Origin of the sequence: Pseudomonas sp. NPDC087598, assembly GCF_044743525.1 — a bacterium.
Classification (GTDB): domain Bacteria; phylum Pseudomonadota; class Gammaproteobacteria; order Pseudomonadales; family Pseudomonadaceae; genus Aquipseudomonas.
The window spans coordinates 24,216-48,955 of record NZ_JBIUWQ010000046.1 but is presented as its reverse complement, the minus strand read 5'-3'; the positions used below and the strand labels follow the sequence as shown (position 1 = coordinate 48,955).

The 24,740-nt window shown below is 60.5% G+C and carries 23 protein-coding genes; 17 read left to right on the top strand and 6 right to left on the bottom strand.

Features of this window, described 5'->3' with window-relative positions; translation table 11 throughout:
- Positions 1-1,490 (bottom strand): signal recognition particle-docking protein FtsY (gene ftsY, locus ACIOWE_RS22105; protein ID WP_401395829.1); only part of this gene is annotated, 1,490 nt, incomplete at its 3' end.
- A 344-nt stretch (positions 1,491-1,834) separates the two neighbouring features.
- On the opposite strand from ftsY, the gene ACIOWE_RS22100 reads away from it, so the two are divergent.
- The 7 genes from ACIOWE_RS22100 (at position 1,835) to ACIOWE_RS22070 (ending at position 10,140) form a co-directional block, all read left to right on the top strand.
- Positions 1,835-3,190, top strand: a complete 1,356-nt coding sequence (locus ACIOWE_RS22100; RefSeq protein ID WP_401395826.1) for a M16 family metallopeptidase — start codon at positions 1,835-1,837, stop codon at positions 3,188-3,190.
- A complete protein-coding gene (locus tag ACIOWE_RS22095; protein WP_401395823.1) occupies positions 3,183-4,670 on the top strand; it encodes a M16 family metallopeptidase in 1,488 nt (495 codons plus the stop codon). The genes ACIOWE_RS22100 and ACIOWE_RS22095 overlap by 8 nt, the downstream gene beginning before the upstream one ends.
- The gene (rsmD, locus tag ACIOWE_RS22090; RefSeq protein WP_401395820.1) at positions 4,670-5,272 is read left to right on the top strand and encodes a 16S rRNA (guanine(966)-N(2))-methyltransferase RsmD; all 603 of its coding nucleotides are present in this window, start codon (positions 4,670-4,672) and stop codon (positions 5,270-5,272) included. Before ACIOWE_RS22095 ends, rsmD begins: the two co-directional genes overlap by 1 nt.
- 116 nt (positions 5,273-5,388) lie before the next feature.
- Positions 5,389-6,729: a M16 family metallopeptidase gene (locus ACIOWE_RS22085; RefSeq protein ID WP_401395817.1), complete on the top strand. Its 1,341-nt coding sequence runs from the start codon at positions 5,389-5,391 to the stop codon at positions 6,727-6,729.
- Between the two features lie 163 nt (positions 6,730-6,892).
- Positions 6,893-8,227, top strand: coding sequence for a M16 family metallopeptidase (locus ACIOWE_RS22080; RefSeq protein WP_401395814.1), 1,335 nt, complete (start codon positions 6,893-6,895; stop codon positions 8,225-8,227).
- Positions 8,228-8,293: 66 nt separating this feature from the next.
- Entirely contained in the window at positions 8,294-9,301 is a 1,008-nt protein-coding gene (locus ACIOWE_RS22075; RefSeq protein ID WP_401395811.1) for a hydrolase, read from the top strand.
- Entirely contained in the window at positions 9,298-10,140 is an 843-nt protein-coding gene (locus ACIOWE_RS22070) for an AraC family ligand binding domain-containing protein (RefSeq protein ID WP_401395837.1), read from the top strand. The genes ACIOWE_RS22075 and ACIOWE_RS22070 overlap by 4 nt, the downstream gene beginning before the upstream one ends.
- A 111-nt stretch (positions 10,141-10,251) precedes the next feature.
- On the opposite strand, the gene ACIOWE_RS22065 is transcribed toward ACIOWE_RS22070, so the two are convergent.
- Both ACIOWE_RS22065 and ACIOWE_RS22060 read right to left on the bottom strand, forming a co-directional pair.
- On the bottom strand, positions 10,252-11,106 hold the full coding sequence (locus ACIOWE_RS22065; RefSeq protein ID WP_401395808.1) for a sulfurtransferase: 855 nt from the start codon (positions 11,104-11,106) through the stop codon (positions 10,252-10,254).
- A 32-nt stretch (positions 11,107-11,138) separates the two neighbouring features.
- A complete protein-coding gene (locus tag ACIOWE_RS22060) occupies positions 11,139-11,810 on the bottom strand; it encodes a TetR/AcrR family transcriptional regulator (protein ID WP_201236421.1) in 672 nt (223 codons plus the stop codon).
- Between the two features lie 146 nt (positions 11,811-11,956).
- On the opposite strand from ACIOWE_RS22060, the gene ACIOWE_RS22055 reads away from it, so the two are divergent.
- The 5 genes from ACIOWE_RS22055 (at position 11,957) to ACIOWE_RS22035 (ending at position 16,662) form a co-directional block, all read left to right on the top strand.
- Positions 11,957-13,387: a coniferyl aldehyde dehydrogenase gene (locus tag ACIOWE_RS22055; protein ID WP_401395805.1), complete on the top strand. Its 1,431-nt coding sequence runs from the start codon at positions 11,957-11,959 to the stop codon at positions 13,385-13,387.
- A 32-nt stretch (positions 13,388-13,419) separates the two neighbouring features.
- Complete coding sequence (locus ACIOWE_RS22050; protein WP_401395802.1) at positions 13,420-13,965, top strand: twin-arginine translocation pathway signal protein; 546 nt, start codon at positions 13,420-13,422, stop codon at positions 13,963-13,965.
- Positions 13,966-14,084: 119 nt separating this feature from the next.
- A complete protein-coding gene (locus ACIOWE_RS22045; RefSeq protein WP_401395799.1) occupies positions 14,085-15,680 on the top strand; it encodes a GMC family oxidoreductase N-terminal domain-containing protein in 1,596 nt (531 codons plus the stop codon).
- Positions 15,681-15,795: 115 nt separating this feature from the next.
- Positions 15,796-16,275 (top strand): pantetheine-phosphate adenylyltransferase, encoded by a 480-nt coding sequence (coaD, locus tag ACIOWE_RS22040; protein WP_003229157.1) that lies wholly within the window; start codon positions 15,796-15,798, stop codon positions 16,273-16,275.
- Positions 16,276-16,410: 135 nt separating this feature from the next.
- Positions 16,411-16,662, top strand: coding sequence for a YfhL family 4Fe-4S dicluster ferredoxin (locus ACIOWE_RS22035; protein WP_003195146.1), 252 nt, complete (start codon positions 16,411-16,413; stop codon positions 16,660-16,662).
- 121 nt (positions 16,663-16,783) lie between these two features.
- Here ACIOWE_RS22035 and ACIOWE_RS22030 read toward each other — a convergent pair whose 3' ends face one another.
- From ACIOWE_RS22030 to ACIOWE_RS22020, 3 genes are all read right to left on the bottom strand, one after another.
- Positions 16,784-17,107 carry a multidrug transporter gene (locus tag ACIOWE_RS22030; RefSeq protein ID WP_401395796.1) on the bottom strand — a complete coding sequence of 108 codons (324 nt, stop codon included), beginning with the start codon at positions 17,105-17,107 and terminating at the stop codon, positions 16,784-16,786.
- Positions 17,108-17,176: 69 nt separating this feature from the next.
- The gene (mutM, locus tag ACIOWE_RS22025) at positions 17,177-17,989 is read right to left on the bottom strand and encodes a bifunctional DNA-formamidopyrimidine glycosylase/DNA-(apurinic or apyrimidinic site) lyase (RefSeq protein WP_401395793.1); all 813 of its coding nucleotides are present in this window, start codon (positions 17,987-17,989) and stop codon (positions 17,177-17,179) included.
- Positions 17,990-18,001: 12 nt separating this feature from the next.
- Positions 18,002-18,814, bottom strand: coding sequence for an HDOD domain-containing protein (locus ACIOWE_RS22020; protein WP_277762206.1), 813 nt, complete (start codon positions 18,812-18,814; stop codon positions 18,002-18,004).
- A 228-nt stretch (positions 18,815-19,042) separates the two neighbouring features.
- Here ACIOWE_RS22020 and ACIOWE_RS22015 point away from each other — a divergent pair, with 228 nt between their 5' ends.
- The 5 genes from ACIOWE_RS22015 to ACIOWE_RS21995 all read left to right on the top strand — a co-directional run bounded on the left by ACIOWE_RS22015 (position 19,043) and on the right by ACIOWE_RS21995 (position 24,669).
- A complete protein-coding gene (locus ACIOWE_RS22015) occupies positions 19,043-19,582 on the top strand; it encodes a type 1 glutamine amidotransferase domain-containing protein (RefSeq protein WP_401395790.1) in 540 nt (179 codons plus the stop codon).
- A gap of 164 nt (positions 19,583-19,746) precedes the next feature.
- Entirely contained in the window at positions 19,747-20,943 is a 1,197-nt protein-coding gene (locus tag ACIOWE_RS22010; RefSeq protein ID WP_007913577.1) for a class I SAM-dependent rRNA methyltransferase, read from the top strand.
- A 453-nt stretch (positions 20,944-21,396) separates the two neighbouring features.
- Complete coding sequence (locus tag ACIOWE_RS22005) at positions 21,397-22,470, top strand: SagB family peptide dehydrogenase (RefSeq protein WP_401395786.1); 1,074 nt, start codon at positions 21,397-21,399, stop codon at positions 22,468-22,470.
- Entirely contained in the window at positions 22,467-23,444 is a 978-nt protein-coding gene (locus tag ACIOWE_RS22000; RefSeq protein ID WP_401395783.1) for a diiron oxygenase, read from the top strand. The genes ACIOWE_RS22005 and ACIOWE_RS22000 overlap by 4 nt, the downstream gene beginning before the upstream one ends.
- Entirely contained in the window at positions 23,437-24,669 is a 1,233-nt protein-coding gene (locus ACIOWE_RS21995; RefSeq protein ID WP_401395780.1) for an MFS transporter, read from the top strand. The genes ACIOWE_RS22000 and ACIOWE_RS21995 overlap by 8 nt, the downstream gene beginning before the upstream one ends.
- Positions 24,670-24,740: the final 71 nt, after the last annotated feature.

Sequence of the window (24,740 nt, the reverse complement as noted above, 5' to 3'; positions counted from 1 at the left end):
CGCCCGACCCCCCCCCCCCGCCCCCCCCCCCCCCCCCCCCCCCCCCCGCCGCACCCCCCCGCCACCCCGAGGACCCCGCCCCCCCCCCAAACCACCCCGCCCTTGGCGGTGCCGTCGAGCTTGGTCAGCGCCAGGCCGGTCAGTTCGACGGTCTGGTTGAATTGTTTGGCCTGGTTGATGGCGTTCTGGCCAGTACCGGCATCGAGCACCAGCAGCACTTCGTGCGGTGCGTCGGCATCGAGTTTGCCGATCACCCGGCGAACCTTTTTCAGTTCTTCCATCAGGTTGTCTTTGGTGTGCAGACGACCGGCGGTGTCGGCGATCAGCACGTCGATACCACGGGCCTTGGCGGCCTGCACGGCGTCGAAGATCACCGAAGCCGAGTCGGCGCCAGTGTGCTGGGCGATGACCGGGATCTTGTTGCGCTCACCCCAAACCTGCAACTGCTCGACCGCGGCGGCGCGGAAGGTGTCACCGGCGGCGAGCATGACTTTCTTGCCTTCCAGTTGCAGCTTCTTCGCCAATTTGCCGATGGTGGTGGTTTTGCCAGCGCCGTTGACGCCGACCACCAGAATCACGAATGGCTTGTTCTGCGAAACGATTTTCAGCGGTTGCTCGACGGGTTTGAGCATCGCGGCCAACTCGGCCTGCAACGATTTGTACAACGCGTCGGAGTCGGCCAGTTCCTTGCGCGCGACCTTCTGGGTCAGGCGCTGGATGATCTGCGTGGTGGCTTCGACGCCAACGTCAGCGGTGAGCAGACGGGTTTCGAGGTCATCGAGCAGATCGTCATCAATAGTTTTGCGGCCGAGGAACAGGCTGGCCATGCCCTCGCCGATGCTGGCGCTGGTTTTCGACAGGCCTTGTTTCAGGCGAGCGAAGAAACCGGCTTTGGTTTCTTCGGTGCGCGGAGCTTCGACGGGCGTTTCGGCAACCACCTCAACCGGCACCACTGGCGCAGCGACAATCGGTGCAGGTGCAGGCTGTTGAATGACCGGAGCAATCGGAGCAACAGCTACCGGGGCAACTGGCTCAGGAATCACAGGGTCGGCAATAACTGGCTCAGCAACAACCGGCGCAGGCTCGACAACCGCCTCAACCACAGGCGCCGCAGCGACCTCGGCAACAGGCGCAGCGGGTGCAGGAATCGGCGGCGTGACATGCGGCGCGGCCTCTTCAACCAGCGCTACCGGCTCTTCCGCCACTGGCAACGTCAGCCACGGCTCGGCTACCGGGGTCAGCGGCGCCTCGGCAACCACAGGGGTTTCAGGTTCTGGCTCGGCGGCCGGTTGCAGCACCGGCTCGGCGATCGGCAGAACGATCGGTGCCGGCTCTTCCTCTATAACCGGGGCTGGTGCCGGGGCAGGCTCGGGAATCGCGGGCGGCTGTTCGACGACGGGTTCCTGCGGTTTTTTACGCAGCCATCCGAACAGGCTTTTCTTCTCGCCAGCCGCAGCTGGGGTCTTCTTGTCGTCGTTGGAACCAAACATGGAGGACGGCTATCTCACGGTAGCGACGCGCCATAAGGGCGCCCCGGCAAATAAATATTCGATGCAGAACAGACTGTGTTTCATCCAGCTTGTTCACGCGCAACATTTTGTCGAGGCGCCAGCGGCACCCCAAAGAATCGTATTAACGAAGGACTAAACCGGCAAAATCGGCGAAAAAGCGAAGTTTAGTCGATAAACCGCAGCTTTCTGCCGCCAACCCATACAACCTGATCAGGCCTGAAAACCTGATAGGCGTGGTCGCCGGTAAAACGGATCAGTATCCTAGCACCTCCTCGCCCGCCTAGGCTAAGACCAAGCGGGCAGCCCAACAGGTTAAAAAACGAATGAATGCTCTAGCCCGCCGCGCTGCTGGCCTGCTGTTCAGCACAGTCTGCCTGCCCCTTTCGGCCCTGGCGGCCGACCCGCAACCGACTCACGAATTCACCCTCGATAACGGCTTGAAGGTCGTCGTGCGTGAAGACCATCGCGCGCCGGTGGTGGTGTCGCAGGTCTGGTACAAGGTCGGTTCCAGCTACGAAACCCCGGGCCAGACCGGTCTGTCCCACGCGCTTGAGCACATGATGTTCAAGGGCAGCGAAAAAGTCGGTCCCGGCGAAGCCTCGCTGATCCTGCGCGACCTCGGCGCCGCAGAGAACGCGTTCACCAGCGACGACTTCACCGCTTATTACCCGGTGCTGGCTCGTGACCGTCTGGGCGTGGCCTTCGAACTGGAAGCCGCCCGCATGGCCAACCTGCGCCTGCCGGCCGACGAGTTCGCCAAGGAAATCGAAGTCATCAAGGAAGAGCGCCGTCTGCGCACCGATGACAAACCGATGTCCAAGGCCTACGAACGCTACAAGGCCATGGCCTACCCGGCCAGCGGTTACCACACGCCGACCATCGGCTGGATGGCTGACCTCGACCGCATGAAAGTCGAAGAGCTGCGCCACTGGTATCAGTCCTGGTATGTGCCGAACAACGCCACGCTGGTGGTGGTCGGCGACGTCACCCCGGATGAGGTGAAAACCCTCGCCCAGCGCTACTTCGGGCCGATCGCCAAACGCGACGTGCCACCGGCGAAACAACCGCTGGAACTGGCTGAGCCGGGTGAACGCCAGATCACCCTGCACGTGCAGACTCAACTGCCTAGCCTGATGCTCGGCTTCAATGTGCCCAGCATCGCCACCGCTGAAGACAAACGCTCGGTCAACGCTCTGCGCTTGATCTCGGCATTGCTTGATGGCGGTTACAGCGGACGCATCCCGACGCAACTGGAGCGCGGCGAAGAGCTGGTCTCCGGCGGTTCGTCAAGCTACGACGCCTACACTCGCGGCGACAGCCTGTTCACCCTCTCGGCCACGCCGAACACCCAGAAGAAAAAGACCATGGCGCAAGCCGAGGCCGGTCTGTGGAAGCTGCTGGAACAGTTGAAAACCACCGCGCCATCCGCCGCAGAGCTTGAGCGCGTCCGTGCGCAAGTGATTGCCGGTCTGGTCTATGAGCGTGACTCGATCACCAGTCAGGCCACGGCTATTGGCCAACTGGAGACTGTCGGTCTGTCGTGGAAGCTGATGGACACCGAACTCGCCGATCTGGAAAGCGTGACCCCGCAAGACATCCAGAAGGCCGCCAAGCTGTATTTCACCCGCGAACGTCTCAGCGTCGCCCACGTCCTGCCACTGGAGACGACTCATGAGTGAGCGCAAATCCCCACGCCTGTTGCTCGGCCTGATCGCCGTTGCAGTGATCGGCTCTGCCGCGTTCTATCTGACCCCAGGCGCCAAGACCAACGCCAGTGAAGCGCTGGATAACGCCAGGTCCAGCCAGAAGCTGCAATCACTGGCCGAACTCGACGGCAAGGCCCCGGCCAGCCGCAAACTCGACGTGCAGACCTGGAACACCGCCGAAGGCGCCAAGGTGTTGTTCGTCGAAGCGCATGAGCTGCCGATGTTCGACATGCGCCTGATCTTTGCCGCCGGCAGCAGCCAGGATGGCAACGCCCCAGGTCTCGCGGTGCTGACCAATGCGATGCTTAACGAAGGTGTCGCCGGCAAAGACGTCGGCGCCATCGCTCAGGGCTTCGAAGGTCTCGGTGCGGACTTTGGCAACGGTGCCTTCAAGGATATGGCATTGGCATCGCTGCGCAGCCTCAGTGCTGTCGACCAGCGTGAACCGGCCTTGAAGCTGTTCTCGGAAGTGGTCGGCAAACCGACCTTTCCGGCCGACTCGTTCGCCCGCATCAAGAACCAGCTGCTTGCCGGTTTCGAATATCAGAAACAGAACCCCGGCAAACTCGCCAGCCTGGAGCTGATGAAGCGTCTGTATGGCGATCACCCGTACGCGCACTCCAGCGACGGCAACGCGCAGAGCGTGCCGAAAATCACTCTGGCGCAACTGCGTGAGTTCCACGCCAAGGCTTACGCGGCTGGCAATGTGGTGATCGCGCTGGTGGGCGACTTGTCTCGCGCTGACGCCGAAGCCATTGCCAATCAGGTATCCGCCGCCCTGCCGAAAGGCCCGGCGCTGGCGAAAATCGCTCAGCCACAGGATCCGAAGGCCAGCGTCGGTCACATCGAGTTCCCGTCCAAGCAAACCAACCTGATGATCGCGCAACTGGGCATCGACCGCGACGACCCGGACTACGCTGCTTTGTCGATGGGCAACCAGATTCTCGGCGGCGGTGGTTTCGGCACGCGTCTGATGAGTGAAGTGCGCGAGAAGCGCGGCCTGGCCTATGGCGTGTATTCCGGATTCAGCCCGATGCAGGCCCGTGGCCCGTTCATGATCAACCTGCAAACCCGCGCGGAAATGAGCGAAGGCACCCTGAAACTGGTGCAAGACGTAATCGCCGACTACCTGAAAACCGGCCCGACCCAGAAAGAACTCGACGACGCCAAACGCGAACTGGCCGGCAGCTTCCCGCTGTCCACCGCGAGCAACGCCGACATTGTCGGTCAACTTGGCGCCATGGGCTTCTATAATCTGCCGCTGAGCTATCTGGATGACTTCATGCGTCAGTCCCAGAGCCTGACTGTCGAGCAGGTCAAAGACGCGATGAACAAACACCTGAGCACGGACAAAATGGTCATCGTCAGCGCTGGCCCGACCGTGCCGCAAAAGCCGTTACCGGCCCCATCTGATAAACCTGCCGAGCAACCGCTCGGGGTTCCGGAGCATTAATGGCTACTCGTTCACCGAAAAAACCTGCGCACAACGTTCACAACGGTGTGAACCAGTTGCGCATCATTGGCGGTCAATGGCGCAGCCGCAAGCTGAGCTTCCCCGATGCGCCGGGCCTGCGCCCGACGCCGGATCGTGTACGTGAAACCCTGTTCAACTGGCTCGCGCCGTACGTTGAAGGGGCCAAGGTGCTCGACCCGTTCGCCGGCAGCGGCGCGCTGTTTCTCGAAGCCCTGTCGCGTGGCGCGGCAACGGGTCAGGCGCTGGACGCCAGCAATATTGCGGTTTCCAGCCTGAAAGAACACCTCGGCACGCTTCGCTGCACCAACGGTCAGGTGCAGACCGCTGACGCCCTGCGCTATCTGGAAACGCAGGTTGCCACGCCGTTTGATCTGGTGTTCCTCGACCCGCCGTTCAACCAGAATCTGCTGCCGGCAGTGTGTACTCTGCTTGAAGAGCGTCAGTGGCTGGCGCCCGACTCATGGATCTACACTGAAAGCGAAGCCGCGCCTTCGACGCTGGGCCTTCCGGGCAACTGGCGCCTGCACCGCGAGCAGAAGTCCGGACGCGTCTATTACGCGTTGTGGCAACGCAGCGCCTGATTCGCCAAGCCCTGTGCGCTCACTGCGTCAGCGATAAATAGATACCGCACTTCGCCCCTCGACTCTCGCCAAAGTGGTTAGCGCACTCAGCGCTAACCACTTTGGACGATTCACCTATGGACATATTTTGCAGCCGGATGCTGCTCCTGCTTTGCCTGGCGCCCTTGATCAGCCTGGCCGCCCCACCTGCGACTCACTCATTCACCCTGGACAATGGCCTGAAAGTGCTGGTGCGCGAAGACCATCGCGCGCCGCTGGTAACTTCGCAAATCTGGTTCAGGGTGGGTTCCGCCGACGAGTCGCCGGGGCAGAGCGGGATATCCCACGCACTCGAACACATGCTCTACAAGGGCAGCAGCAAAACCTGCGCCGGTGAAGCGGCGGCGATCCTGCAAACCCTCGGAGCCCGGGAAAACGCTTTTACCCATAAAGATGCCACGGCCTATTACCAGACACTGGCGCCGCGCTATCTGGGCGTCGCATTCGAGCTGATGGCCGACCTGATGTCGACCGCCCATCTGCGCAGTGAAGATCTGATCGCGGAAATGGCGGTAATTCGCGAGGAACGTCGTTGGCGCACCGACGATGATGCCCACCATCTGGCCTTTGAACGCCTCACCGCCGTGGCGCATCTGGCCAACAGTTATCAGACGCCGATTCTCGGCTGGATGCATGACCTGCACCGTTTGAATGCCGACGCTTTGCGCCACTGGTACGAAAGCCGTTATGCGCCTGGCAACGCCACATTGGTGGTCGTCGGCGCGGTGACGCTTGATCAGGTCAAACCGCTGGTGCAGCGCTACTTTGGCCACCTGGCGACACGAAGCGTCACGCCGCCGGTGCAGCCGATGGAGCTGGCCCAACCCGGAGAACGCAAACTGACTCTGCATCTTCCGATCCACACACCGTTGATCATGATGGCCTTCAACGTACCGGGACTGAACACGGCCGAGAATCGGCGATCGGTGCACGCTCTGCGCCTGATCGACATGTTGCTGGGCGGCGCCCATAGCGCTCGCCTGCAAAAGCGCTTGCAGTATGCCGAACCACTGTTCAGCGAGATCAGCACCTCTTACGACCACCTGACGCGAGGCGACAGCCTGCTGTTACTGACGTCTCAACTTCCCAGCACTCACACCGATACGCTCGACGCGGCGCAGACGCGAATCTGGCAGTTGATCGAAGAACTGCATGACCAGCCGCCGAGCGTCGAGGAACTGGAGCGCGCCCGCACGCAATTGATCGCCCGGCAGATCTATGCACGAGACTCAATCGTTGAACAGGCCCACCAGTTGGCCACGCTGGAGAGTATCGGTCTGCCCTGGCAGATGCTGGATCAGGATGCCGATGAACTGGCACAAGTGACACCCGCTGACATTCAGCAGGCCGCCGCCACGTTTTTGACCCGCGAACGCCTGACGGTCGCTCAGGTATTCAAGGAGGCAGGCCATGAGTAAGGAATTTCGGCGCGCCAGATGCACATTGTTTGGGCTCGGACTCGTTACATGTCTGGCAGGCACTCAAACACTGGCGGACACAGCGATTGTCGCGCCGGCGAACTCTCCTGCATCGCGCTTGCATTCGCTGCAGGTACTCGCCCCCCCTGTCGACACTTCACGCATGCTGGACATCAAGGCCTGGAAGACCCTGACCGGCACCAAGGTGCTGTTCATCCGCACCGCCGAGCTGCCGATGTTCGATCTGCATGTCAGCTTCGCGGCGGGCAGTGCACGGGACGACAACCTGCCAGGGCTCGCCGCTGCCACGTTCAGCCTGCTCAATGAAGGCGTCGAAGGCAAAGACCTGTCGGCCATTCTCGAAACCTTCGACGGCCTGGGTGCGCAGCTCGACATGAGCCTTGATCATGACCGCGCCAATCTGCACATGCGCAGTTTGAGCGATGCCCGGAAAAGCACTCCGGCCTTGCAGTTGTTTGCGCAGATCCTCGGCAAGCCGTTGCTCGACGATGGCGCATTGAAGCGAGTGAAAAAGGTCCTGCGTGACTACCTCAAATTCAAATCGCCCGAGGCGGGCAATTCCGCCATGCACCAAGTGAGAACCTTGCTCGCCCCGGGCAGCCCCTACGCACTGCCGTTCTATGGCACGGACCAGGGATTGCAAACAGTGACCCGGGCAGCGGTCAAAGATTTTCACCAACGGTTCTATAGCGCCCGTCATGCACAGATAACGCTGGTCGGGGACCTGACGCTGGAACAGGCACAGGCCATCAGCCTGCAAATCAGCCATGCGTTGCCGACCACGCCGCCCGGAACTGCCAGCCCGCCGCTACCCGCCTTGGGCCGGACGGGTGCTGAAGTGACCCGCCACGAGGAGCAACCACAGACCCAGACCCATCTCCTGCTCGCTCAGTTAGCAGTGCCGCCTCAGCATCCGGATTACGTCGCGCTGTACGTCGCCAATCTAATATTGGGCGGGACGCCGAACAGTCGCTTGATGAACGAACTGCGCGAGCGACGCGGCTTGGTATACGACGTCGATTCCGACAACAGCCACTGGGCCGGCGCAGGCCTGATGAGCATTTCCCTGCAAGTCAGTCCGCAATTCGTTGAGGCTACGCTGGCGTTGACCCGGTCGTTGTTCAGTGAATTTTTGCGCGACGGGCCGACGCAACAGGAACTCGAGCAGATCAAGCAGTACGTGGCCAACATGAGCGCCTTCAACCGCGCCAGCAACCTGCAGATACTCAAGCAACTGGTGGCAATCAATCGCCACGACCTGCCTCTCGACCTCGACTACACCGTTCAGCAGGTTCAACGCCTGACCACCCGGCAAATCCACGAAGCGCTGAACCGACAACTGGCCGCCGACCGCTGGCGCGTCCTGACCATCGGCGCAACCGTCGAGCAGCAGCCGTTGCCGGCACTGCCCGTCACACCGCCCGGCGCCTCCTCCCAGAGCATGTGTCGCGCCGAAGCAGGCTTTGTGGCAAGTTAGGTTTTAATTGAAAGCGGCAGGCGCCTGGCGTCGGCCGCTTTAGGTAAGACCTTGTCGAGATGTGTCGTGCAACCAAGCTCCCTGTCACCCAGCCTGCGTTTCAATCCAGCCTTCGGCCTGGGTAATCCACACCTGCAAACCTTATGGGGACCGCTGTGGCGCAAAACCGTTCACCTTGAACGCGAGCGCGAACGGCTTTGGCTGGACGACGGCGACTTCCTTGATCTTGACTGGCACGGCCCGCATAGCGCTGATGCACCGTTGGTGCTGGTGTTGCACGGTCTGACCGGCTCTTCCAATTCGCCCTACGTGGCCGGGGTACAAAAGGCATTAGCCGATCAAGGCTGGGCCAGCGTCGCGCTGAACTGGCGCGGCTGTTCGGGCGAACCGAATCTGTTGCCGCGCAGCTACCACTCCGGCGCCAGTGAAGACCTCGCTGAAGCCATTCGTCACTTGCGCGCCAAACGACCGTTGGCGCCGCTGTACGCCGTCGGCTACTCCTTGGGCGGCAACGTGCTGCTCAAGCATCTGGGGGAAACCGGCAGCGCCAGCGGTGTGCTCGGCGCGGTAGCGGTGTCGGTGCCGTTTCGCCTCGACCAATGCGCCGATCGCATCGGCCAGGGGTTTTCCAAGGTCTATCAGGCGCACTTCATGCGCGAGATGGTCGCTTACATCAAGAACAAGCAACGTCAGTTCCAGCATGATGGACGCGACGATGGCCTCGCCGCGCTGGCGGCACTCGGCTCGCTGGAGAACATGCGCACATTCTGGGATTTTGACGGCCGGGTCACCGCGCCGCTTCACGGTTTCACCGATGCAAAGGATTATTATCGCCGTGCGTCGAGTCGCTACTTTCTCGGCGAAATCCGCACGCCAACCCTGATCATCCAGGCGGCGGATGATCCGTTCGTATTCCCGCACAGCCTGCCGCAAGCCACTGAGTTGTCGGACTGCACCGAATTCGAACTGCAGACTCGCGGCGGACACGTCGGCTTCGTCGATGGCTCGATGCGTCAGCCGGGTTATTACCTGGAGCGGCGCATCCCGCAGTGGCTGGCACGCCTGACGACATGAGCGATCAGGGCGAGTCGATCCGTTTCTGGCAAACCACGCCGCTGGCCGGGGTCGAACTGCTGTCGGCACGCTACATTGAGCAACGTTTTGCCCCGCATGTTCACGATGGCTACGTGATCGGCATGATCATGGCCGGCGCCCAGCGTTATCGCTATCGCGGCGCTGAACATCTGGCGGGCAGCGGCACGCTGGTACTGATCAACCCGGATGAATTGCACACCGGCCACAAGGGCACCGAGGACGGCTGGCTGTACCGGGCGTTTTATCCCGATACCGGGAAAGTCATGGCGTTGCTGGACGAACTGGAACTGCCAAGCGCGCCGATGCCTGCCTTTGGCGAAACGCTGTACCGCGACCCGGATCTGGTCAACGGTTTCTGTCAGTTGCACCGTTTGCTGGAAAACCCGGCCACCGCGCTGCAACAGCAAACCGTCTGGCGCGAAATGATGATGTCGCTGTTACAGCGTCACGCCGCCGTGCGGATCCCAGGCAAACCCGGCAAGGAACATCGGGCGGTGCTGCTGGCCAAAGAACTGCTGAACGCGCAACTGGCGGCGCCGCCATCGCTGGAAGAATTGGCAGCGGCAGTCAATCTGTCGCCCTTTCACTTCGCCCGGGTGTTCCGCCGAGCCACCGGCATGCCGCCGCATACCTGGTTGATGCAGCAACGCATCGCGACGGCCCGGGGGTTACTGCAAAGCGGTTGTTTGCCAGTGGAAGTCGCCCTGCAATTGGGATTTGCCGATCAAAGCCATCTGAGCCGGCAGTTCAAGCAGGTTTATGGCGTGGGGCCGGCGGCGTATCGCAGTGCCCGGAAAATTTCCCCAGACACCGCATAACCCATGTGGGAGCGAGCCTGCTCGCGAAAGCGGTCGTTCATTCAACATCGATGTCGACTGATTCGATGCCTTCGCGAGCAGGCTCGCTCCCACAGAGTGGGTTTGCGGTGCTTATTCGCCAGTAGCGATACCGCGCGAAGGCTCGTTGATCCACTCGCTCCACGACCCGGCGTACAGCGAACCCAGCGGATAACCCGCCAGACACAACGCAAACAGGTTGTGACATGCCGTCACGCCGGAGCCGCAATACGCCACCAGATCCGCTGGCGAGCGATCGCCCAGTTTGGCGGCAAAGCGCTGCTTGAGTTGATCCGTTGGCAGGAATCGCCCGTCGCTGCCGAGGTTGTCCGTAAACGCCGCGCATTGAGCGCCGGGAATGTGCCCGGCAACCGGGTCGATCGGCTCGACTTCGCCTTTGAAGCGCGGCAAGGCCCGCGCATCGATCAAGGTCAGGGTCGGTTGGCCGAGGCGCTGCTGTAATTGTTCGGCGCTGAGCAGCAGGGTCATGTCCGGCTGGCCACTGAAGGTCCCACGCGTGATCGTCGGTGGATCCAGACTCAGCGGCAGACCCGCCGCATGCCAGGCATTGAGCCCGCCATCGAGAATGAACACACCATCCCGCTTGCCCAGCCACGCCAGCAACCACCAGGCACGCGCCGCGTAGGCACCGGGGCCGTCGTCATATAAAACCACGTCGCTGTCGGCATTGATGCCCCAGGCTTGCAAGCGCTCGACCAGTTCTGCCGGCTCCGGCAATGGATGACGCCCGGTCACGCCCTTGACCACTTTGCCGCTGAGGTCACGCTCAAGATCGGCGAAACCCGCCCCGGCAATATGCCCCTCAGCGTAGCTACGCTGCCCGTAGTCCGGGTCTTCGAGGGCAAAACGACAATCGAGAATCACCAGCCCCGGTTGCCCCTTGCGAGCATCCAGAGCGTTGGGGCTGATCAGTTGCGCAATCGGCATAACGGGCTCCTGTGGGATTTCAACGAAACGATTTACTTCACGTCTTCAAGGGCCTGGGCCAGCGGCACGTAGAACTCCTCGAACAGCGCATTGACCTGCTCACGCGCCTGATCGGTGACAAACCCGGCTTCCAGCACCAGCACCTGATACACGCCACGTTTGATGGCTTGCTCGCTGAGGTGGTTGGAGTTTTCCCGGGTGGTGCACAGAAAGCGCACCCACGACGTCAGGATGATCCAGGCGTTGAGGGTCAGGGATTCGATCTGCACGCGATCCATTGCGAGGATCCCGGCGGCGACGAAGCCTTCATAGATCGCCGCACCCTGGATCACGCAGCGCTGGGAAAAGCGTCGATAGCGCGCGGCCAACTCCGGATCGCTGTCGAGCAGGTGCTCGAGATCGCGGTGCAGAAAGCGGTAGCGCCACATCGCCGATAACAGCTCCTTGAGGTAGAAGCGCTTGTCTTCGACCGTCGCGGCGCGCCCCTGCGGCGGGCGCAGGAAGCTGTCGACAAGGCTTTCGTACTCACTGAACAACACGGCGATGATCGCCTGCTTGTTGGGGAAGTGGTAGTACAGGTTGCCCGGAGAAATCTCCATGTGGGCAGCGATGTGATTGGTGCTGATGCTGCGTTCGCCCTGCTGATTGAACAGCTCGAGGCTGTTCAGCACGATACGCTCGCTGGTTTTTATTCGTGGGGCCATGGCTTGAGCTTTAATTCAGAGTGCGATGAGGGGCATCTTACGACCTATCCGGAAATGGATAAAACACTGCCGTGCAAGGAAGTCATTTGACTTTCTAGAGCATAGACTCTAAAAAGTTCCTCACTACAATAATTCCGGAGCCGACCATGACTGCCGACATTGCCTACCTGCAAACGCTGCAACAGCCACTGGAAGAGCTTGATCGGCAGTTCGCTGCGCAACGGGCCGCATACGCCGCCAACCCGATGCCACCCGCGGCCCAGCGCCAGCAATGGCTCAAGGCGCTGCGAGAATTGCTGAGCAACGAACGCCAGGCGCTGATCGAGGCGATCAGCGCCGATTTCAGCCACCGCAGCGCCGATGAAACCCTGCTCGCCGAACTGATGCCGAGCCTGCATGGCATCCACTACGCCAGCCGCCATCTCAATGGCTGGATGAAGCCGTCGCGGCGCAAGGTCGGCATGGCTTTCCAGCCTGCTTCGGCGAAGGTGGTCTACCAGCCATTGGGCGTGGTCGGCGTCATCGTGCCGTGGAATTACCCGCTCTATCTGGCTATCGGCCCGCTGGTCGGAGCCTTGGCTGCGGGCAACCGGGTGATGCTCAAACTCAGCGAATCGACCCCGGCCACCGGGCTGTTGCTCAAGGAATTGCTGGCGCGGATCTTCCCTGAAGACCTGGTCTGCGTGGTACTGGGTGAAGCCGATATCGGCGTGGCGTTTTCCCGTTTGCGCTTCGATCACCTGCTGTTCACCGGCGCCACCAGCATCGGCAAACATGTGATGCGCGCTGCCGCGGAAAACCTCACTCCGGTGACGCTGGAACTGGGCGGCAAGTCGCCCGCCATCGTCTCGCGCGACGTACCGCTCAAGGATGCCGCCGAGCGCATTGCCTTCGGCAAAACCCTCAACGCCGGGCAGACCTGCGTCGCTCCCGATTATGTATTGGTCCCGGAAGACCGGGTTGGCGGCTTCGTCGAAGCCTATCGCCAGGCTGTGCAGAGTTTTTATCCAACCCTCGCCGATAATCCGGACTACACGGCGATCATCAACGAACGCCAATTGGCCCGGCTCAACGGCTACGTCAGCGACGCCACCAGCAAAGGCGCGTTGCTGATCCCGCTGTTCGATCAGGGGCAGGGCCGGCGCATGCCGCACAGCGTGCTGTTGAATGTCAGCGACGAGATGACGGTGATGCAGGACGAAATCTTCGGCCCGCTGCTGCCGATCGTGCCCTACCGGGATCTGGAGCAGGCATTCGCTTACATCAATCAACGGCCACGTCCTCTGGCTCTTTACTACTTCGGCTACGACAAACGCGAACAGAATCGCGTGCTGCACGAAACCCATTCCGGCGGCGTGTGCCTGAACGACACGCTGCTGCATGTGGCGCAGGACGACATGCCCTTCGGCGGCATCGGCGCTTCGGGCATGGGCCATTACCACGGTCACGAGGGTTTTCTGACGTTCAGCAAAGCCAAAGGGGTGCTGGTTAAACAGCGCTTCAACGCGGCCAGATTGATTTACCCGCCCTACGGCAAATCCATTCAAAAGCTGATCCAGAAGCTGTTCATTCGCTAATCCTTCGTCATCGCCAGCGGGTAATAACAACAATGCACCCAAGCCTGACCGATACACCTGCGCTGTCGCGCCGTGGCCTGCTGAAATTCAGCCTCGGCGCCACGGCGTTCCTTGCCACCGCTGGCGTCGGCGCCAGCCTCAGCGGCTGTTCGTCGAGCGTCGCGGCCAATGGCTTCATTACATTGCGCGACGGCGATCTGCTGTTTTTGCGTGCACTGATTCCAGTGATGCTCGACGGCGCCGTGGCGGCCGAGCGGATGCCGAGCGCCGTCGACGGCACGCTCAAATCGCTGGACTACAGCCTCGATCATCTGTCGCCGGAAATGCTCAAGCTCACCCGCCAACTGTTCGATGTGTTGGGCATGGCCGTGACGCGCGGGCCGCTGACCGGGATCTGGGGCAGTTGGGAAAACGCCAGTCCCGAGACCATCCGTCATTTCCTCGACCGCTGGCAAAACAGTTCGCTGAGCCTGCTGCGCATGGGCCACAGCTCCTTGCAGCAAATGGTGATGATGGCCTGGTACACCCGCGCCGAATCCTGGGCGCATTGCGGCTACCCCGGCCCGCCCACTGTCTGAACCCGAGGCGCGTCCTTCGCGAGCAGGCTCGCTCCCACATTTGAAACGCATTCCCCTGTGGGAGCGAGCCTGCTCGCGAAGGGGCCAGCAAAAACTACAAAAACAAGAGAACCTGATCGATGCCCGTACCCGACCCGTTTCGCGAAGGCCTCGCCCGAGGCTGGAAAACCTACAACGGCGCCCAACTCACCGACGATCTGACCCTCGAGGCCGACGTCGCGATCATCGGCAGCGGCGCCGGTGGCGGCACCACGGCGGAAATCCTCAGTGCCGCCGGCTATAAGGTATTGCTGATCGAAGAAGGTCCGCTGAAAACCAGCACGGACTTCAAAATGCTCGAAGACAAGGCCTACAGCAGCCTCTATCAGGAAGGCATCGGCCGCATGAGCAAGGACGGCGCGATCACTATCCTGCAGGGCCGCGCAGTGGGCGGCACGACGCTGATCAACTGGACATCGAGTTTCCGCACCCCGGAACCGACCCTTGAGCACTGGGCCAAAGAGCACAACGTCAAAGGCCACAGCCCTGCCGACATGGCGCCATGGTTCGAAAAAATGGAGCAGCGCCTCGGCGTTGCGCCGTGGATGGTCCCGCCCAACGCCAACAACGACGTGATCCGCAAAGGCTGCGAGCAACTCGGCTACAGCTGGCATGTGATCCCGCGCAACGTGCGCGGCTGCTGGAACCTCGGTTACTGCGGCATGGGCTGCCCGACCAATGCCAAACAATCGATGATGGTCACGACCATTCCGGCAACCCTGGAAAAGGGCGGTGAACTGCTTTATCTGGCCCGTGCGGAAAAGCTGTTGATCAACGGCGACAAAATCTCCGGCCTGCAATGCGTGGGGATGGACGAGCGCTGCGTCGCGCCGACCGGGCGCAAGATCACCGTCAAGGCGCGGCACTACGTGCTGGCCGGCGGCGGTATCAACAGTCCGGCGCTGCTGCTGCGCTCGGATGCACCGGACCCGCATCAGCGCTTGGGTAAACGCACCTTTCTGCATTTGGTGAACATGTCCGCCGCACGCTTCGACGAGGTGATCAATCCGTTCTACGGTGCACCGCAGTCGATCTACTCGGATTATTTCCAGTGGAAGGACGGCGCGACCGGGCCGATGGGCTACAAACTCGAAGTGCCGCCGCTGCACCCGGCGCTGGCGGCCACCCTGCTCGGCGGTTTCGGCCAGCAGAATGCCGAGCACATGGCTGATCTGCCGCACACCCACGCGATGCTGGCGCTACTGCGCGACGGCTTTCATCAGGACAGCCAAGGTGGCAGTGTCGAATTGCGCGGCGACGGCTCGCCGGTGCTCGACTATCAGGTTTCACCCTACGCCTGGGAAGGTCTGCGCCGTGCGTTCCACAGCATGGCCGAGATCCAGTTTGCCGGCGGGGCCAAAACGGTGATGCCGATGCATGCCGACGCGCACTACGTGAAAACTCTGGCCGAGGCGCGCAGCCTGATCGATGGCTTGAGCCTTGAGCTGTATCGCACGCGGCTGGGGAGTGCCCACGTCATGGGCGGCTGCGCAATGGGCGAAGAGCCGAAAACCGCGGTCACCGACAGCCTCGGTCGCCATCATCAGTTGAGTAATCTGTCGATCCACGACGGCTCGCTGTTCCCCACCAGTATCGGCGCCAACCCGCAATTATCGGTGTATGGCCTGACGGCACAATTGGCGACGGCCCTTGCCGATCGGCTGAAAAATCCATGAAAAAGCAGAATATTCCCTTCGTCTATAGTGCTTTCTTACCCAACAGGCGACTTGGCCGACCGGGACGGCTGCGATACCATCCGACTCCCCAACGGACTCCCGCCAGGACGACGCGATGAACCGAGTGTTGTACCCAGGTACCTTCGACCCTATTACCAAGGGCCATGGCGATCTGGTCGAACGCGCCTCGCGCCTGTTCGACCACGTGATCATTGCCGTCGCCGCCAGCCCCAAGAAAAATCCGCTGTTCCCGCTGGAACAACGGGTTGAACTGGCTCGCGAGGTCACCAAACACCTGCCGAACGTGGAAGTGGTCGGCTTCTCGACGCTGCTGGCGCATTTCGCCAAAGAGCAGAATGCCAACGTGTTCCTGCGTGGTTTGCGTGCGGTGTCGGACTTCGAATACGAATTTCAGCTGGCCAACATGAACCGCCAGTTGGCGCCGGACGTGGAGAGCCTGTTTCTCACGCCGTCCGAGCGTTATTCGTTCATTTCCTCGACATTGGTCCGGGAAATTGCCGCGCTGGGCGGCGATATCAGCAAGTTCGTCCACCCGGCCGTGGCCGACGCCCTGACCCTACGCTTCAAAAAGTAGGCGCTGTCGAAGGCTGCGATACTGGCTTTTGATTGCAGCCCTTGATCGCAGCAACGTGCACTGCGCTCGCCAATGCGGCACAATTGCGCGCATTGATTTATAGCGCCCGGGCCTGCCGCCCCGGCTGGAGTTAGCATGTCCCTGATCATCACCGACGATTGCATCAACTGCGACGTCTGCGAACCCGAGTGCCCGAACGCCGCCATCTCCCAAGGCGAAGAGATCTATGTGATCGACCCGAACCTGTGCACCCAGTGCGTCGGCCACTACGACGAACCGCAGTGCCAACAGGTCTGCCCGGTGGATTGCATTCCACTGGACGAAGCGCATCCGGAGACTGAAGAGCAGTTGATGGAGAAGTACCGCAAGATCACCGGCAAGGCCTGAGTCCTTCAGCGCCTGTTCGGCCCTCTTCGCGAGCAGGCTCGCTCCCACATTGGAATGCATTTCAAACTGTGGGAGCGAGCCTGCTCGCGAAAGGGCCATCAGCCTCACAACAAATCCCGATTCACTCGCGCTGCTCAAACCCCTCCCCCGTACACCCCAGACACCGCACAAACGCCGCTTTCGCCGGGTCCACGACCAGCGCCTGCCCCGCATCGCCAATCCCGCCACCCAACGCGGTAAATGGCAGCGACACGACAAACGCACCCGCGCCAATCACCGTTGCCACCACCAATAGAGGTCGGGCAATCAGCAAATCGCCGATCATGGCGTAGGCCGGGGGATTCTGGATGGTGTAACGCGGGTCACCACTGCCGTTTTCAGTGGCCTGAGCCGCCAGGCTGAAACACAGCAGCAGTGTTGCGAAGAGGACTTGCAAGGATTTCATGGCACGATCCTTCGGGCTGAACAGTGAGACAACTCACTATAGACCGTAGGACTTTTTCAGCTTTTTGCCTCAGCTCTGGCAGCGCGGGCAGAACACACTGGCGCGTTGCCCCAGCTTCACTTCGCGCAGACCGGTGCCGCAGACCTTGCAGTGCTCATTGCCACGACCATAGACAAACAGTTCCTGCTGGAAATACCCCGGCTGCCCGTCACCGCCGATGAAATCACGCAACGTAGTGCCGCCACGCTCGATGGCGGCGGCGAGGATGCGTTTGATCTCGATCGCCAGCTTCAGATACCGCGCCCGGGAAATGCCCCCGGCCTCGCGGCGCGGATCGATCCCCGCAGCAAACAGCGCTTCGGTCGCGTAGATATTGCCGACCCCGACCACCACCGCGTTGTCCATGATAAACGGCTTGACCGCCATCGAGCGCCCGCGGGACAGCTGGAACAGCCGCTCGCCGTCGAACAGGTCAGTCAACGGCTCCGGCCCCAGACGAATCAGCAATTGGTGATTGAGCGGATCGGTGCTCCAGAGCATCGCGCCGAAACGTCGTGGGTCGGTGTAGCGCAGGGCCAGACCCGACTCCAGTTCGATATCGACATGCTCATGCTTGAGCGCCGGCAACCCGACCTCGACCAGACGCAGATTGCCCGACATGCCCAAATGGCTGATCAACGTACCGACCTCGGCGTTGATCAACAGGTATTTGGCCCGGCGCTCGACCAACACGATGCGCTGCCCCGACAGGCGCACATCAAGGTCCTCGGGGATCGGCCAGCGCAACCGCCGGTCACGCACGATCACCCGGCTGACGCGCTGGCCTTCCAGATGCGGGGCAATGCCCCGGCGGGTGGTTTCGACTTCCGGCAATTCAGGCATGAGGTTCTCGAATCAATGCGCGCCGAGGTCGCGGATCGTTTGTTTGAGGGTTTCGAAGTCGTAATCCGACAGCCCTACGTAATCGAGTACCAGCGGGCCGACAGCGTTCCATTCGAAATCTTCGGTCTGGTTGCCCAGCACGCGATACGAGGCGCAGATGTGCTCGGCCATCTTGAGAATCGCCAACAGGTTTTTCAGCTGACTGTTGCGCGACGACTCATCGCTGAAAATCGCCAGAGCATTGTGGTGATTGGCGATGGCCGCGCTGACGTGTTCCGGCAGACGCCAGGACTTGGCGGTGTAATAACCGACCACCGCGTGGTTGGTGTTGAACTCTGCGTTTTCAGTATCCACCACACGGCATTCGGCGCTGGCATTGGCGTAAGCTTTTTCCAGTACCGACATGTAATTGGGGAAACGCTGCAGCATCAACGGCACGCCGCAGTCGTGAAACAGGCCGAGGGCGTATGCCTCGTCGCCCGCCTGGGTGCCGATGCGCTTGGCCAAGGTCAGGCAAGTCATCGCCACGTCCTGGGCGGTGTCCCAGAAACGATTGAGAGTGACGATAGTGTCGTCATTCATCTCGCCCTTGATCGACTGCGCGTTGATCAGGTTGATGATCGAACGGCTACCCAGCAAATTCACCGCGCGCTGGATCGAAGTGATCTTGTTGCTCAAGCCGTAATACGGCGAGTTGACGATTTTCAGCAGCGAGCCGGACAGGCCGGGATCCTGGGCGATCAGCTTGGCGATCACCTCCAGGTCCGGGTCGGGCATGTACTGCTCCATTTGCAGATCCACCATGATCTGCGGCTGCGCGGGCACGCTGATGCCCTGCAGGGATTGTTGAATCTGTTCGGTGGTCAGCTCTTGGGACATAAGTACACACTCTGGGACAGGCGGCGATTCTAACCCCTAAAAACCGCAAGACGACACACCAGTGGGCAATTGTCAGGAACTTTCATTCAAGCCCCGGCTTCGGACTCTGTAATGCCCGACGGTTCATTTCGATCCCGTGGCGCGGCTATTTCCAACCGACTCAGGAGCTTATTGATGGCTACTTCACTCAACGGCAAGCGCGTCGCTTTTTTGGTAACCGATGGTTTCGAACAGGTTGAATTGACCGGTCCCAAGCAGGCGCTGGAACAGGCCGGTGCGCAGGTCGATATCCTCTCGGCCGAAGCCGGCAAGGTCAAAGGCTGGAATCACGACAAGCCGGCGGACGACTTCACGGTCGACCAGACTTTCCAGGCCGCCAGCAGCGAACAATATGACGCGATCGTGCTGCCCGGCGGCGTACAGAACTCCGATACCATCCGCATCGATCAGGATGCCCAGCATCTGGTCAAGACCGGCACCTCGGCCGGCAAACCGATTGCGGTGATCTGCCATGGTAGCTGGCTGTTGATTTCGGCAGGGCTGGTCAATGGCAAAACCATCACCAGTTACAAGACGCTTAAGGATGATCTGGTGAATGCCGGGGCGCACTGGGTCGATCAGGAAGTGGTCAGAGACGGGCACTTGATCAGCAGCCGCCAGCCGGATGACATTCCGGCGTTCAATCGTGAGCTGATCGACGCCCTGTCCGCGTAATATTCAGAATCGCTTCGCGAGCAGGCTCGCTCCCACATTGGTATGCATTTCAAATGTGGGAGCGAGCCTGCTCGCGAAAAAAGGCCATCAGCGTTTCATCGCTCATCAAACCCGGCACTGGCGTCAACACGGTATACTCCCGCTCTTTTTTCCGGAGCGACGTCATGTCCCTGCCTAGCTTGCGTCTCAAAGCCAACGCCGACCGTCGCCTGCGCGCCGGTCACTTGTGGGTCTACAGCAACGAAATCGATGTGGCCGCTACGCCACTGCACGGCTTCAACGCTGGCGATCAGGCAATCCTCGAAGCCGCCGGCGGCAAGCCGCTGGGCATCGTCGCGATGAGCCCGAACAACCTGATCTGCGCCCGCCTGCTGTCGCGCGACACCAAGGTCGCGCTGGACAAATCGCTGCTGGTGCATCGCCTGAACGTCGCCCTGTCCCTGCGCGAGCGTTTGTTCGACAAGCCGTTCTATCGACTGGTCTACGGTGATTCCGACTTGCTGCCAGGCCTGGTCGTCGACCGTTTCGGCGACATCCTCGTGGTCCAGATCGCTTCGGCGACCATGGAAGCGCATAAAGATGACGTGATCGCCGCGCTGACCCAAGTGCTCAAGCCAAGCGGCATTCTGTTCAAGAACGATTCCGCTGCCCGTGACGCCGAAGGCCTCAACCGCTACGTAGAAACCGTGTTCGGCCTGGTGCCGGAGTGGGTTGCGCTGGAAGAGAACGGCGTGAAGTTCGAAGCCCCGGTCATTCAGGGCCAGAAAACCGGCTGGTTCTACGACCACCGCATGAACCGGGCGCGCCTGGCACCGTACGCCAAAGGCAAACGCGTGCTCGACCTCTATAGCTACATCGGTGGTTGGGGCGTGCAGGCTGCTGCTTTCGGCGCCAGCGAAGTGTTCTGCGTCGATGCCTCGGCCTTCGCCCTCGACGGTGTCGAGCGCAACGCTGCACTGAACGGCTTCGCCGACAAGATGACCTGCATTGAAGGCGACGTCTTTGAAGCGCTGAAAGAACTGAAAGCCAGCGAAGAACGCTTCGACGTGATCGTGGCCGACCCGCCAGCGTTCATCAAACGCAAGAAAGACATGAAAAACGGCGAAGGTGCCTACCGTCGCCTGAACGAGCAAGCCATGCGTCTGCTCAACAAGGACGGCATCCTGGTCAGCGCTTCATGCTCGATGCACCTGCCGGAAGATGACCTGCAGAACATCCTGCTGACCAGCGCCCGTCACCTGGATCGCAACATCCAGTTGCTGGAGCGTGGCGGTCAGGGCCCGGATCACCCGGTACACCCGGCGATCGCCGAAACCCGCTACATCAAGAGCATCACCTGCCGCCTGCTGCCAAACAGCTGATCAATGCGGATGACGGGGAGCCAGCAGGCTCCCCGTTTGCTTTACGCCAGCCCATACCAGCCAGGGCGCACTTTCTGCTTCAACAATCAAAACTTCCTACACGGCCTTCCTGATAACGTGCAGGACATTTCCTTACGCCTTTTAATTATTGAAACTTACCCTACAAAGACTAACTCCAGCTAAAGATCGCTCCGACAAAATTACTGGAATATTCCTACTTAATATCCACTTGCCAATAATCCATTACAAACTATTATGAAGTTGTCACCACAAGGCGACTTCAACTATCAATGAACAAGGAGTTCACATCATGAAAACCATTTATCTGGAAACCAACAAAATCGCCAACCTGGCTTTTCTGGTTGCCCCTAAAGCCCGCTAAGTAAGGCAGGACGCCGGGAAGTGCCGGCAACCCAGCGTCCTTTTCGATCTTTTCCAGAGTAAACAAACCACATGTACATAAACCCTTACCTGTTTATATTGCCGCGCTCGCCGGGACAAATAATATGGAACTACAAAAATCACACCCAACATGAACTCGATCTTGACTATTCGATCCGACTTACCCAACTAATTAACAACCCCGACCTGTTCGACACGCTCAGCATAATAGACACACAACTATTAAGTGCGGGCATCCTAACCGTTTCAAAAATCGACAGTCCACAGTGGGGCTGGGATGAACTGTCGAAGATCTATCATATCGGCACGCAAAACATTCCCTGCGAACACACCCCACAGAATACTCATGAGTGGTCCAGGCAATATCTGGCTCACTGCAACGAAGTCCTGGCTACACCGGCTCCCGCGAAAGAACGCCAACAGCAGGAAACCGGGCAGTCCATCGCGTTGCCCCATCCACATGAATTGCGCGACGACAGCCTGACTCACGCCCTGCTCCAGCGAAAAACCTGTCGCACCTATACCGGCGCGGCGATGACGCTCGATGACGTGGGCACCCTGCTTTACCTTTCACTCGGCTACCTGCGCGAGCGCGACAGTGGCCGCGACGACAGCATCGCCGACGATCTCGGCGCACGCCGCAGCAGCCCTTCCGGCGGCGGTCTGAACGCCTGCGAAGGTTTTCTGCTGGTGCAGAACGTCGACGGTCTGGAGCCCGGAATCTACGCCTATGAGCCGACCGACCACGCCCTCAGCCGGGTCAATTCATTGCCTCAATCCGCGCTCGGCGTTTTGCTCGGCGGCCAGCATTTCATCAACAACCTGCCGCTGGGCCTGTTCATCACCGCCCGATTCGATCGGCTCTGGTGGAAATACGAGCACTCACGGGCCTATCGCATGGCATTCGTGGAAGCCGGCCATCTGTCGCAAACCTTTCAGTTGGTCGCCACAGCACTCGGCCTCAACACCTGGTTGACCGGAGCGTTTGCCGACAGGCAAGTCGAAGCACTGCTCAAGCTTGAGGAAAGCGCCGAGCAACCGCTGTTCTTTGTCGGCTGTGGGGAAAGCGACGGTCAGGCCATGTGTCAGGAAATGCACGATCTGCTGCGCGAGGTACAAGCATGACCGTCCTGACTCCGGATTCGGCCGAAGTACCCGTGTCATGGGCGCTCAAATTTACCTTGGGGGACTGGGACAGTCGCGCCTCGGTACGCACCAGCACCCACAACTATCAGTTGCCGGACGATGTGCAGCAACAACTTGAAAGCCGTTACTGGTTTCCACCCGGCTTCCTGCCCTATCTGGCTCATCCAGCGATTCAGGCCGCAGGCCGTGAGGTGCTGCACCGATTGACCGCCAATCATCTGGTGTACTTTCTCGACTACACCACCTTGCTTGAGCATCGCATCGTCAATCGCGCGGTTGAAGTCATCGCGCACCGGGAGCTGCCCGTTTATGTGCCTCTGGCGATGAAACACGCAGCGCTGCAGCTCTACACCGACGAGGGCTACCACGCACTGTTCTCCAATCGTCTCGCCGAACAGATCGCCACCCTCTACAAGATTGGCGGGCGCCCCGCGATACCCAAGCGCATCACGCGCATGAACGCATTGATCGCCCGCACCCCGGAGAAGCAACGTTCACTGGCATGGTTTCTGCTCGGATTCGTTTCGGAAACCATCATTGCCCGGGAACTGCTGGACGTTTGCCGCGACAGCCTGGTGTCCAGTGTGAACGACATGCTGCGCGATCATCTGGCCGACGAAGCCCGCCACAGTCGCTACTTCGCGGAAGTGTTCCACTATCTCTGGTTGTCCATGAACATTCGCCAGCGCACATTTGTGAGCAAAACGCTGTTGGAGATCATTGGCATTTTCTTCGAGGCCGACGAACGCTGGCTGCAACAAAGCCTGCGCGGGGCGGGCATCGCCGACAGCGATGTGCGCAATATTGTTGGCAGCATGGCAACGGTACAGGCCAGCCGTGCACGTGCGAAATCAGGTTCCATCGCTACGCTGGATGCACTGCGCAAGGCCGGTTTCTTTACCTCGCCCAATAACCAGGCACTTTTTACCAAGGCAGGACTGATCGATGGATAAAGGAAAATCCGTGGTAACCCCCCGCCAGCGTCGCGGGGCTGTCAGCCTGTTGCTGGCGATGGTACTGCTCGGCGCGTTCCCACTGGATGTCCTGCTTCCTTCGTTTCCGGCACTGGCCGCGCATTTCCAGACAACTCCGGCGGACATCGCACTGTCGATCAGCCTGTTCGCCGTGGGTATCGCATTTGCCCAGGTACTGATCGGCCCACTGTCCGATGTGATCGGTCGCAAGGGCTTGTTGCTCGCGGGGATGAGCGTGTCGATGCTCGGTGCCCTTGGCTGTGTGATGACCAGCGATTACACGCTGTTCCTGATATTCCGTGTCGTACAGGCAGTGGGCTGCGGTTGTTTCGTGCTGTCCCAGGCACTGGTGCAGGATCTGTTTGAAGGTGAGGAGCGCGATCGCCTGCGTATCCTGATGGTCACCGCCAGCGGGATCTTCATATCGGTGTCGCCGCTGGCCGGCACCTTTCTGCAAGCCACACTTGGCTGGCGCGGCAGCTTCTGGGTATTTACTGCACTCGCGGCAGTCGTACTTATCAAGGCCTGGGTGCTACTGGACAACAGTCGCCCGGCCAGCAGTGGCGCGCGCTTGGGTTTCATTCAGTCTTACCGGCGGGTGCTGGGAAACTTCGAGTCCGTTGGTTACTGGTTGATATCGGCGTTCGGCTTCGCCTGCCACTTCTCGTTCATCGTGATTTCGCCGCTGATTTTCATGGATCAGTTGCAACTCGCACCCTATGACTTTTCGCTGATTCTGCTGGTTTACGGGGCGGCCTATATTGTTGGCGGCATTGTCGCCAGCATGCTCAATCGACGCATCACGCCAGGCCGACAAATCATTACCGGGCTGAGCCTGATTCTGTTGTCGGGACTGGCCATGCTGTATCTGGCCGCCAATCACGCGCTGGCCCCGGCCACTGTGCTGATCCCGATGCTGATCTGCACCGCTGGCACCACCATCACACGGCCGGCCGCCACTTCTCGGGCCATGGCGCTGTTTCCCGACAACGCCGGCACCTCGGCTTCGGCAGGCAGCACAATCATTTTCATTAGTGGTGGATTGATCAGCGCCCTGATCAGTCTGAGCCCGGCCAATCTGCAAGCCACGCTGGGTTACAGCTTCGTACTGCTCAGTTGTGTCGCGCTGGCACTCAACGGCGCGATCAGCCGGCGCACCAGAAGCGCTCAGGCCAATGCGCTCGTGCAACCTGGCAGCGATTAATCCTGCCGGTCGTCATGCCACATGCACCGTCGGCACTGGAACAACGCTTTGCGCCATTCCCTCCAGACGCC

Excerpts from the sequence above, each read along its gene's own strand:
- ACIOWE_RS22055 (WP_401395805.1), top strand. The coding sequence starts at position 11,957 with ATGACTGCCGACATTGCCTACCTGCAAACGCTGCAACAGCCACTGGAA.
- coaD (WP_003229157.1), top strand. The coding sequence starts at position 15,796 with ATGAACCGAGTGTTGTACCCAGGTACCTTCGACCCTATTACCAAGGGC.
- ACIOWE_RS22070 (WP_401395837.1), top strand. The coding sequence starts at position 9,298 with ATGAGCGATCAGGGCGAGTCGATCCGTTTCTGGCAAACCACGCCGCTG.
- ACIOWE_RS22095 (WP_401395823.1), top strand. The coding sequence starts at position 3,183 with ATGAGTGAGCGCAAATCCCCACGCCTGTTGCTCGGCCTGATCGCCGTT.
- ACIOWE_RS22100 (WP_401395826.1), top strand. The coding sequence starts at position 1,835 with ATGAATGCTCTAGCCCGCCGCGCTGCTGGCCTGCTGTTCAGCACAGTC.
- ACIOWE_RS22000 (WP_401395783.1), top strand. The coding sequence starts at position 22,467 with ATGACCGTCCTGACTCCGGATTCGGCCGAAGTACCCGTGTCATGGGCG.
- ACIOWE_RS22035 (WP_003195146.1), top strand. The coding sequence starts at position 16,411 with ATGTCCCTGATCATCACCGACGATTGCATCAACTGCGACGTCTGCGAA.
- ACIOWE_RS22010 (WP_007913577.1), top strand. The coding sequence starts at position 19,747 with ATGTCCCTGCCTAGCTTGCGTCTCAAAGCCAACGCCGACCGTCGCCTG.
- ACIOWE_RS22065 (WP_401395808.1), bottom strand. The coding sequence starts at position 11,106 with ATGCCGATTGCGCAACTGATCAGCCCCAACGCTCTGGATGCTCGCAAG.
- ACIOWE_RS21995 (WP_401395780.1), top strand. The coding sequence starts at position 23,437 with ATGGATAAAGGAAAATCCGTGGTAACCCCCCGCCAGCGTCGCGGGGCT.
- ACIOWE_RS22005 (WP_401395786.1), top strand. The coding sequence starts at position 21,397 with ATGTACATAAACCCTTACCTGTTTATATTGCCGCGCTCGCCGGGACAA.
- rsmD (WP_401395820.1), top strand. The coding sequence starts at position 4,670 with ATGGCTACTCGTTCACCGAAAAAACCTGCGCACAACGTTCACAACGGT.
- ACIOWE_RS22080 (WP_401395814.1), top strand. The coding sequence starts at position 6,893 with ATGCTGGACATCAAGGCCTGGAAGACCCTGACCGGCACCAAGGTGCTG.
- mutM (WP_401395793.1), bottom strand. The coding sequence starts at position 17,989 with ATGCCTGAATTGCCGGAAGTCGAAACCACCCGCCGGGGCATTGCCCCG.
- ACIOWE_RS22050 (WP_401395802.1), top strand. The coding sequence starts at position 13,420 with ATGCACCCAAGCCTGACCGATACACCTGCGCTGTCGCGCCGTGGCCTG.
- ACIOWE_RS22060 (WP_201236421.1), bottom strand. The coding sequence starts at position 11,810 with ATGGCCCCACGAATAAAAACCAGCGAGCGTATCGTGCTGAACAGCCTC.
- ACIOWE_RS22045 (WP_401395799.1), top strand. The coding sequence starts at position 14,085 with ATGCCCGTACCCGACCCGTTTCGCGAAGGCCTCGCCCGAGGCTGGAAA.
- ACIOWE_RS22085 (WP_401395817.1), top strand. The coding sequence starts at position 5,389 with ATGGACATATTTTGCAGCCGGATGCTGCTCCTGCTTTGCCTGGCGCCC.
- ACIOWE_RS22015 (WP_401395790.1), top strand. The coding sequence starts at position 19,043 with ATGGCTACTTCACTCAACGGCAAGCGCGTCGCTTTTTTGGTAACCGAT.
- ACIOWE_RS22030 (WP_401395796.1), bottom strand. The coding sequence starts at position 17,107 with ATGAAATCCTTGCAAGTCCTCTTCGCAACACTGCTGCTGTGTTTCAGC.